The sequence below is a fragment of the Betaproteobacteria bacterium genome (assembly GCA_009377585.1).
Classification (GTDB): Bacteria; Pseudomonadota; Gammaproteobacteria; order Burkholderiales; family WYBJ01; genus WYBJ01.
In genome coordinates, this window is the sequence record WHTS01000051.1 from 31337 (window position 1) to 41317 (window position 9981).

A 9981-nucleotide genomic window follows, 5' to 3' on the forward strand; every position below is an offset into this window, starting at 1 on the left:
GCCGGCTCACCACAGCTTCCTCACGTCGAGCCAGCGCACTTCGCCGCCACGGGAACGCACGGCCTCCACCATGTGTCTGGTTCCGCCCGGCCCGTCGCCATCCTCGCCGTCCCACAGACAGATGAAGCGGACCTTGCGGGCACCCTTGGCCAACGCCTCGTCGAGCATCCATAGATTGCACCGCTGGAAAGGACTTTCGCCTTCCGGGGTCGGACCCAGCACGTCGGTCATCACGCGCACATTTGCACGAGCCTTTGCCGCCATGAAGCGCTCAAGCCAAAGATCCGGATCGGATGAAGGGGGCTTCTCGAAGTCGACCGACTCCCGCAGGAACGCCGCCTCATCGAAGGGCAGAAACAATTCCAGCCGTCCTCCTCGTTCGAGCAGGGCTTCGACGAAAAGCAGATCGCCACCGCACGCGCCTTCGGTCATGCCGAGATCGGCGGCGCCCGCTCCCAGTTCATCCAGCACCGTTGCGATCGCACGGGCTGCGATCGGCTCCTTGTCCGGCGGAAAACGGGGCGCAGCGCGGTTTTTCGCGTCGATCATATGCCCGCTGAAAAGAAACACCAGGCGCGGCTCGCTCATGGTGGCCACCTTGGGTTGGGTTTGAATCGAGAGTCCGCGCCACGCGGTCGCAGCGCCTGTACTCCAAGTTTACCGATTCGTCGTCCCGGTTCGTTCGCAGCAGTCGTGGCTTCGTCCTGGCGCGGAGCATTTTCGTCGGTCAGGGTGCGCAAGGCGAAGGGTGGCTGAAACCCACACCTTTCGCCTTAGAGCAGCAGGTTTCGCACGGCCTCCGGATCGATCGGTTTCGCGATATGCTGCTCGAACCCGGCTTTCTTCGCGGCTGCGATGTCTTCGGGCTGCGCATAGCCGCTGATCGCCACCAGTCGAATCCCGCTTCGCTCGGCACACAATGCGCGCGCGACGTCGTAGCCCGTGAGGCCGGGAAGACCCAAGTCGCACAGCACGACATCCGGAGGATTCGCGCGCGCCCTTGCAAGTGCCGTAGCGCCGTCGTAGGCGACTTCCGCGGCATGGCCGAACATCGATACCAGCTGAGCCAACGAGTCGGCCGCATCCTTGTTGTCGTCCACGATCAAGGCACGGCGCGCTTGCGCGGCACGATGACGTGCGGGACTCGGCGCTGCCGGAACATCGTCGAAGGCAAGCAGCGCTAGGCGCACGGTGAAGGCCGATCCCTGGCCCAATCCCGCGCTCTCGGCCGCGACGCTCCCCTGATGCAATTCGACGATGCCCTTCACCAGCGCCAGGCCCAGCCCGAGCCCGCCCTCGGTTCGAGCCAGCGATTGCTTGCCTTGCATGAACGGCTCGAACAAGCTCGGCAGCAGGTCGGACGGAATCCCGGCGCCGGTGTCGCTGATGCGGATCTCGGCCCAGCCATCCACGCTGCGCAGCGAAAGCTCGACCGTGCCTGCCGCGGGCGTGAATTTGGCTGCGTTCTGCAGCAGGTTGCCGACGAGCTGTGCGATGCGGGTTGCATCCACGCTCGCCCAAATCGGCCGCTCGGGTAGTTGCGCCGACACCGCAATGCCGAACTGCTGGAAAACCGGCGCATAGTCCTGCATGGTGCGTTGGACCAGCTCGGTCAGATCGGCACGTTCGCGCCGCAGCTCGATCTTGCCGCGCGCGATGCGAGTCACGTCGAGCAGATCGTCGACCAGGCGGGCGATGTGCTGGGTCTGGCGCTCGATGATCTCGCGCGCGTGGCGGGCTTGCTCGCTGCCCGCGTCGAAGTGATTGAGGATGTAGATCGAATTGCGTATCGGTGCGAGCGGATTTCTCAGCTCGTGTGAGAGCATTGCGAGGAACTCGTCCTTGCGCTGGTCGGCCGCCTGCAGCGCGGCCGTGCGTTCCGCAACCCGGCTCTCGAGCGCTTCGTTGGCTTTGGTCAACTTGTCCTGCGCGGCCAGCAGGTCGGCGTTGACGGCCACGAGGTGTTTTCTGCTGCCGGACAGAAACGCGATCAAGTCCCGATTCTCGAATCGCAGCTGCAGCGATGCGGTCATCGTGTCGTGTATGCGCTTGCCCAGCACCAGCATCGCAACCAGAAAGATCGCCCCCATGGCGGCCATTGCATGGTGGACGTTATCTCCGCCGAAGGAATAACGCGCTATGTTGGGCAGCAGCGCCGACAACGCGAACAGTACAAACGTCGCGAACATCGGCGTCATTGCAATGATCGCTCCGATCACCATGCCGCCCACGACGAAGGCGATGAAAACCTGGTGGATGATCGATTCGGGCGGATACAGCACGAGCGCGGTCGAGCCCCACGCGAGCCCGGATGCAGCTGCGCCGGCCAGCAGGAACACGCGCCATGAAGGCGCGGCCTTGGCCGTCGGTGATGCCTTCCGATAGAGCATGGCGATCACCATGCGCGCGACCGTCACGGCCACCAGGCCCGCAAGCCAACCGGCCGCCCGCGCCGTCCCGACCGCGAAGGAAAGCACGAACGCCAGCACGAGACCGTTCAACAGCGCCACGACTTGCGAGACCGGCAGGTTGGCGTAGGCCAGCCGGATCTGCTCCTGGATTACTTCGGCGCTGCTGTCGCGGCGGTGTGACGCCTCGTACGTCTCGGTAGACAGGTCGGATGACCGCGGGGCGACTTCGTCCATGGGTTTGCGCATCCGTTCAGCGGTCCGCAGTATCGGTTGACGACAGAGTACCCTGACGATCGCCGGAAGAGCACCCGGAGCGGACCGACGCAAGCTTTGTTGCGTCGATTGGTTTTGCCCTGGTCGCAGCATACCCGACCGTCGAATCGCCTCGGCGGACGAGTCGATTCATCACGATAAGAAAGGCGCAGTCTGCACCCGCAACGCGGTCAAGCGCTTGATACGGATCAAGCGAAACGCGACTTCTCACACGGATATTCCTGGGGGGATGAATGCGCAGCAATCGATCGCGATCATCCGGCTCGCATCGCTTCAAGGTCCGGCTTCCGAGCCGTGATTGACCAGTACGAGGACCTCGGAAGCAGGCACGTCTCGGATCGGCACGTAGGCCGCACCGTCTTGCGACCGCTCTACGGGGATGCGCGAGCCGACGGGATGGGCCACGTTTGCAGACGATCCTCGCGCCGCCTGGGTCGTATTGACGATCACCGTGAGCGCCGTTGCGGGCGCATTGAGACTCGCGTCGATCAGCACATCACCGCCGCGCGTTTGCGTCCCGTGCGCATTGACGACACACAATGCTTCCTCGTCGCTCAGGATTCGCGACCAGGCGACGAGCTCGCCGGGTCCGTGGAACACGAACGGCGCGCCGAACAGCGAGATCGGCCGCAAATATTGCCTTCCCTTGCGCAGCACGGGAAAGCGCCTGCGCACGGCGGCGAGAGCCGCGATACGATGGTAGGTCGTAAACTCCGGATCGAAGCAATGCGCGCCCGCCGTGCCGAACGCTCCGAAGCCCGGCAAGAGCCGATCGAGCGCTCCGTCCGGCGGCAAACCATTCAGCCCCGCTGCCCGCGGATGCCGAGGACCGAACATGGCCTCGCGCAGATAGCGATCCGCGTGATCGCCGCCTTTCCAGCCCGGAAGGTACGCGCGCTCTGACGCTTCCGGCCCCGCGAACGACTGTTCGGTTCCGTAGTAGATGCAGGGAATGCCGAGCGTAAATAGCTGCAGGGCGACGGCGGCTGCGACCTGATGCTCGGACGCCGCCTCGGCCGAGAAGCGGATCTTCGCGCCGAACACATGGTCGTGGTCGTCGAGGATGGAGACGTGCCGCTGGCCGAGATTACGATGCGAGCCCATTTCCGCGCTTCCGGCATCGAAGCCGTCGAAGTAGCTGCGGGGATGACCGAGTCCCTTCGCGACGTCGTGCAGGGTGGGCCGCATGGCGCCGATGTCGAGCGCCGCATCGAGATTGCGTCCCAGCACATCGAGATAGCGATCCTGCGCGAAATCGCCGCCGGCGACCTCCCCTACCAGCAGGAAACCGGACTTGCCGAGGTTGGCCGCGAACTCCTTGATCGCGCCGCAGAAGTTCCTGCCCTCTTCGAACGACACGTGCTTGAGCGTGTCGATGCGAAAGCCGTCGCAGTCAGTCAGCGCGATCCAGTAACTGTAGCAGGCAGCGAGGTGATCGAGCACGCCGGGATTGTCCAGCGCCAGATCACGCAGCGTGAAGAAATCGGTGCGCTTGTGCTCGGCGTGCGGATCCTCGAGGCTACCCGCGCCGAGATCGCCGCTGCCCGCGCGCGTATAGCATCCGGCGTTCTGCAGCTCCTGCGGCCAGACGCCCTCCTCTTCGTTGCCGACTTCGGGACCGATCCGCTCGCCGTTGCGGCCGAGCCAGGAACCGAAATCGTAGTAGCCCGGAAAGTGGCGGAAGGCAGGCTCGGCGATTCCGCCGGGATATACCCAATTGAATCCGGTGTGATTGAAAATGATGTCGAGGATGATGCGAATGCCTTTGCGATGCGCCGCATCCACCAGCTCGACCAGATCCGCGCGCGTGCCGAAGCGCGCATCGACATCGAGAAAATGCTGGATGCCGTAGCCATGGAAGGTATCCAAGTGCCCGCGCTGCCTGAAGACGGGGCTCAACCAGATCGCCGTCACACCGAGATCATCGAGGTAGTCGAGCTTCGATTGCACGCCCTTGATCGTGCCGCCCTGCCAGCGATGCGCGCCGGATTCGGCCCATAGGTCCCAACGCCACTCGCCACCGTCGATGCTCCCGGGGCGGGCCGCGCGGCGGTTGCGCCGATCGAGCAAAGGCCGGGTGCTTTCCTGGCCATCGCTGAACCGATCGACCAGCAGGAAATAGAGGACTTCGTCACGCCAATCGACCGGCGAAGGAAAGAAGCTTTGCCTGCGCGGGAACGCGAACTCGCCACGCACGCGCCGCGGAACCGCTTGCGCGAGAACGCTTGCCGCGAACGAGGTCGTCATGGCGTTCAACTCCTGCCTCGCACCTACGCAGTTCGAGTGCAGGGGCGAGATCGTGACGCGCCTGGCATGGGCAAGTGACGCGTGCACCGCGAGCATACTCTCACCGCACACCGCGACGGCACGGGTCTCCCGGCGATCAGGCGCGCCTAGTGTAGCGCCGGAGCGCCAGAGGCAGGATGTCTTTCATGTGACGACGCATCTCGTGCATGCCCTCGCCCTCCAAGGCGGCCCCCCAGGCCGGGGAGTCGCATATCGACGGCGAATCGAGATGACAAGTCACGACATGCTTGTGCGAGCTGCTGCCGGGCGAATCGGCCGGGGTCTTGAACCAGCGCGCGCGCAGCACGCCCGGAACGGCAGCCAGCCGAGGAAGGTGCTCGGTTTCGATCCATCGATCGAGGCCGGGCTCGAATTCGGCTGCCGAGTTGAACGCGACGACGAACAGACCCGTGCCTTTCTCGGGCGCCACCTGGTCGCCCGCGCCCATCTGCACGCAGTTGAACCGGCAAAGCCGCGTGCACTTCCCGAGCAGAATGCGCTTCGACCAGGGCGAGAAATTCTCCGGCGAAACCGCGCGGTACTCCGGCTTCTTCAGCACGTCGAGGCTTTCGAGGTCGTAGATCGCAAGCGAGATGCGCGGATTGGAAACGCCGATCCAGCGCACCGCGTTGAGGAAGCCTGGAATGCGCATCCGCTCCGGGATGTGCTCGGTGTCGTACCAATCGTCGAATTCATCCGCGGCCGCACCCGAGGAATCGAAGCCGCCTCCGAGCAGTCCCAGTGGCATTGATGGATCCGTCCATTGCGCGTTGCCCGGGGCTCGAGATCAGTCGCCGGAGATGCCCCTTGGGGCCGATCATACCGCTCGATCGCCCCGCCGCCGGCCCGGACCGTAGGCTTTCGGGCCGCAAAGGCAATCTGCTAGAATCGCTGCCTCAAGCGCCCGTAGCTCAGTTGGATAGAGTACCTGGCTACGAACCAGGGGGTCGTGGGTTCGAATCCTGCCGGGCGCGCCAAAAATCAAGCACTTAGGCCATTTTCGAGTGGCCTAATTTTTTCGCTGCAACGCTTTGCAACGCTTTGGGCGTTGCATTGCGTTTGGCAGCGAAGGTTGTGCTCGGAACCCTCAACGTAGTGAGCACCGGCGTCGAACGTGACGCGTCGATTCTGTTCACTCCGTCGATCAACTCCCCGATTTCGGCCGCGCTGTAGTGCGTAGTGATGCTTCCGTTCGTGTGGCCGAGAAGCACCTGTCGCGTTTCGAAAGGGACGCCTGCCGCACGTAGCCGCCGACCGAAGGTGTGCTTCAGGTCGTGGATACGCAGGCGCTGAAATCCCCAAGGCGCATCCTTCCCGAACCGATCGCGATACTTCCCAGCTGCTCGGGTACGGGCGCTTTGCCATGCGGTGTTGTTCATGCAATCGAGCTTCCTTCCCCGATAGGTGAAAACGAATTCGGGATGTCTTCCCCGACGTGCGTCGATCACCGATCTTGCCACCGCATTCAGAACGACCAGACGGTCTTCCCGGTTCTTCACCCCGCTTCGTCCATCCTCGCTGAAGATCGCAGGGATGACGAATACACTGGTTTACAGTTCCTGCACCTCCGCCTCCCAGTCCCACCGGAGAGTGCACACCTCTTGTTCCCTCAGCCCGGTATTGACCTTGAAGAGCGCCATCTGGGCGTTGGGATCGGATCGGAGCTCGCCGAAGAGCAGCGTCTGCTCATCCCACGACAAGGGGTAGGGCTTCCTCGCCTGGCGATTCCGTTCCATCTCGATCAGTGGCACGGTCTCCATCCCAGGCTGGGTGGTATGTTCATGTGAGGGCGTGCGGCATGGATGTAACTCGCGTTGAGCAGGACCCACTTCTGGCGTCTATTGCCCGACGAACTGTTTGATGCAAGCGTGTGGTTGCTCGTCGGCTCCGCAACAACACGGCGCAAGGCACGTATTGTCCCGTCCGTCCCGACCCGCCACATTCGCCCATCCCCCCTTCAAATCGGTACAGATGGACGAGAAAGGGCTACAAGGCTTGCCCAGTCACACCCATCCCTATGTGTTCCGAATCTCCTAGCGCGCGAGCCGGCGCGTCTTAACGTTCGATGAGTTTCCAGCGTTAACAGCCTTTTGAGTGCGAGCGCCAGGAGGAATGCTCAGCGGAGCGGGCAGGACCTTGGAGAAGACCGCGTCCAACCACCTGCAAACATAGTAGGTACGCGGGAAACGACTATGCTCGAATCATGCATCGCCCGCAAAGCAAGTACTCATGCGGGTTCGCAAGCGAGAGGAGCTTTTCGAACAGCCGTGACGCAGCCGCCATGACGCCTGATTGAAATCGGCAGCACTACGTGAAGAGGAGGAAACAACTACTTGAGTCCGCGGGAACGAGAGGATTTTGAACCTCCGACCACCTGCTCCCCATGCAGCAAATGAAAGCATTGCATATTGATCAAATGGCACAACACTCGCTGCAACCGTGCATCACTGTGTAGGACGATGCAAGACTTATTCCCGCAAAGCTCCCGCACGCTATTGGTTGAGGCTGCGGACCTTTAGCGGATCGTGGTGGAGAGAGACCTCCATCCAAGGAATTGTCCGTCACAGCTGGTCAATGGAGGCGTTCTGGGGGATTCAAACGCATAATCCCTCGGACTGCTGCGTCGGGGTTGGCGTCCCCACGGGAAGCCGAAGCTATTCCGATCGTAAATTCAACGACTACGAGCCTGCAGTAGGGGAAAATCGATCGCCGGCCTAGCCGCCCGCGGCACGCCGTCGGGCGCACCTTTCGCAGGTTGTCTTTTATCTATCCAGGACGCTCGCCTCGAAATTGACCGCGCGGCCCTAGATTTGTAATATGGCCGCGTATGACAATCCACAGGGCTGGCGATGAAGGTGCTTTCCGTCAGGCTGACCGACAGCGACCAAGCGGTGCTCGAAAAGGTCAGCGCAGCCACTGGCAAGAGCCAGAGCGAGGTCATCAAGGAGGCGTTGCACCTTTACGCCGAGCGGGCCCCAACCAAGTCCCCAGCAGAGCTGGCGCGCGAGTTCGGGCTGATCGGCGGATTCGCAGGGCCTGCCGATCTCGCCGAGAACGCTCGCGGCCACCTGCGCAAGCGCATCCGTGCCCGGCGCAATCGTCGATAGCGGCGCCCTCGTCGCCTGGTTCAACCGGCGCGACCGGCATCATGCACGGGTTCGCGCCTACCTCGACGGTTTTCGCGGCGAGCTCGTCACCACTTGGCCGGTTCTGGTCGAAACCGTGCACTTGTTGCCGACGAGGCTGGGGGTGGCATTCCTGCAGTGGGTCAACGCGGGCGGCGTCACGATCCACGAAATGCCGCCGGATTCCATCGCCACCATTGCCACCCTGGTTGCCAAGTATGCCGATAACGCGATGGACGTGACCGATGCTTCGCTGCTCTGGCTGGCTGACCGGTCTGGCGTGTCGGACATGATTACGATCGACGACGCCCATTTCGCGGCCTACCGCACGCCTGGCGGCAAAGCTTTGCGCAACCTGATTTGACCTCGCATCAGGTTAAAGGCCGGCACAGCATCCAGTCCGCCGAATCCCTGCTCTCGGCAGCAACTGCATCGTCAAGCCAAACGTCAGCTTTCCTGGTGTTCAACGGTTCAACGGTCGCGGTCTGTGAACCGCGACGGGCTCTGGCCGACCCGTTGCAGAAATGGCGGTTCACCCGAAGCGGCCGCACAAATCAGGGCGTCGATGCACCCAGCCTGAGAAGGTCATCAGTAGAAATGTCAGCAGTGGCGGCGCGGAACCCATGCCAGGAGTCTACCGTCAGCTGTCGTCCGAGTTTCTGGACCACGCGGGTGAGTTGAAATTGTCGATGTCCGAGGTCCAGGTGACCGATTTCGTTCACTCGGCCGCCCGCGCGTCACGGTGCGCTTTACGCTCGCGCCCGGTGCAGCCTCGCGGGTGACATCGGATGCCTGATGTCACCACTCTTCGATAGAGGCGTATGACGTATATCCGATCGATGGAGGCCCGGAACCCATGAAGACCCAACCGTTTGTTGTAAGCCCCAGGACTACGATCGACCACTGAGCGTGCTGGGCACAAAGATCACCGTGCTTGCATCGAATGCCGCGACTCACGGTTACGAGATCACGCTGCAGGAAGGCGAAGAAGGGTCCTGGCCGCCGCCGCATAGCCACGACTGGGATGAGTCATTCTACGTGCTCAGAGGCAATGTCGAGATCAGCTTCGAAGACGAATCGATGAAGACGAATCGATCCGGTGCGGCACTGGTACGCTCGTGCATTTTCCGGCCGACACCAGGCTCACTCCGGTTTCACGCACGATCGGGACAGACGAGATCCGTGGATGAGATGATTTTCTCGTTCACACACACCCAGCCGATGCCATCTCATGCGGTTCAGTTCAACAGGTTTTGTCTGCCGTGCAGAGCCACGACAGATAAAACACTATTCGTTAAGCCGCATCCGGCTGGCGTGGTCTGGATGAGTTAGGAGGTTGAAGATGCCAGATCCACAAACGAGCGTCCTGGACATCATTTTCGGTCGATGGCGGAGCCAAATCCTCTATACCGGCGTGAAGCTGGGCATCTTCGACGCCCTCGCCGATGCCCCCAAAGCCGCCCCGGCAATCGCTGAGCACCTGGGTCTCGATCCGGCCCTCTGCTACCGACTGCTGAGAGCGCTTGGTTCCCTCGATCTGCTGCAGGAAGACAGCCATCGCACGTTTGCTCTCACCGCTGCTGGCGATCGCCTCCGTCAGGACCACGCGCAAACGTTGCGCGGCGTCACCTTGCTCGAGGAAGGTCCAGAGCACTACGCCTTATGGAAGCACCTGCCGGCGATGATTCGCGACGGCAAGCAGAATGGGTTCATCCGGGAGTTCGGGCGGATGGCGTTTGAGCATGCCGCTCACAACCCTGGGTACGCTGGCGCGTTTACTCACCAGTCGCCAATATAGGCGACAGACGGAGCATTGAAAAATGAGCGGATCAAGCTGGGCAGCTTCTGAAGTTTCGCGAGTTGCTCCTCAATTTTCTCGCGCAGCT

At 62.3% G+C, this 9981-nt stretch carries 7 protein-coding genes, 1 tRNA gene and 2 pseudogenes; 5 read left to right on the forward strand and 5 right to left on the reverse strand.

The genetic code is table 11. The annotated features are described in order from the left end of the window. Positions 1-6: 6 nt before the first annotated feature. The 4 genes from GEV05_16640 to GEV05_16655 form a co-directional block, all read right to left on the reverse strand. The gene (locus tag GEV05_16640; protein ID MPZ44992.1) at positions 7-588 is read right to left on the reverse strand and encodes a hypothetical protein; all 582 of its coding nucleotides are present in this window, start codon (positions 586-588) and stop codon (positions 7-9) included. Between the two features lie 185 nt (positions 589-773). Beyond that, complete coding sequence (locus GEV05_16645; GenBank protein MPZ44993.1) at positions 774-2777, reverse strand: response regulator; 2004 nt, start codon at positions 2775-2777, stop codon at positions 774-776. Between the two features lie 180 nt (positions 2778-2957). After that, a complete protein-coding gene (locus tag GEV05_16650; protein MPZ44994.1) occupies positions 2958-4931 on the reverse strand; it encodes an alpha-amylase in 1974 nt (657 codons plus the stop codon). A 136-nt stretch (positions 4932-5067) separates the two neighbouring features. After that, entirely contained in the window at positions 5068-5718 is a 651-nt protein-coding gene (locus GEV05_16655; GenBank protein ID MPZ44995.1) for a hypothetical protein, read from the reverse strand. A 152-nt stretch (positions 5719-5870) separates the two neighbouring features. Here GEV05_16655 and GEV05_16660 point away from each other — a divergent pair. Continuing rightward, positions 5871-5947: transfer RNA gene (locus tag GEV05_16660), tRNA-Arg, on the forward strand. A gap of 12 nt (positions 5948-5959) precedes the next feature. On the opposite strand, the pseudogene GEV05_16665 reads toward GEV05_16660, so the two are convergent. Beyond that, a pseudogene (locus GEV05_16665) lies at positions 5960-6730 on the reverse strand (tyrosine-type recombinase/integrase). A gap of 1089 nt (positions 6731-7819) precedes the next feature. Between GEV05_16665 and GEV05_16670 the strand changes: the two are divergent. From GEV05_16670 to GEV05_16685, 4 genes and pseudogenes are all read left to right on the forward strand, one after another. Further along, entirely contained in the window at positions 7820-8077 is a 258-nt protein-coding gene (locus GEV05_16670; protein MPZ44996.1) for a ribbon-helix-helix protein, CopG family, read from the forward strand. After that, positions 8007-8459 (forward strand): PIN domain-containing protein, encoded by a 453-nt coding sequence (locus GEV05_16675; protein ID MPZ44997.1) that lies wholly within the window; start codon positions 8007-8009, stop codon positions 8457-8459. Before GEV05_16670 ends, GEV05_16675 begins: the two co-directional genes overlap by 71 nt. Before the next feature lie 492 nt (positions 8460-8951). Further along, positions 8952-9172 (forward strand): annotated as a pseudogene (locus tag GEV05_16680) (cupin domain-containing protein). Positions 9173-9437: 265 nt separating this feature from the next. Continuing rightward, positions 9438-9893: a hypothetical protein gene (locus GEV05_16685; GenBank protein MPZ44998.1), complete on the forward strand. Its 456-nt coding sequence runs from the start codon at positions 9438-9440 to the stop codon at positions 9891-9893. Positions 9894-9981 lie beyond the last annotated feature (88 nt).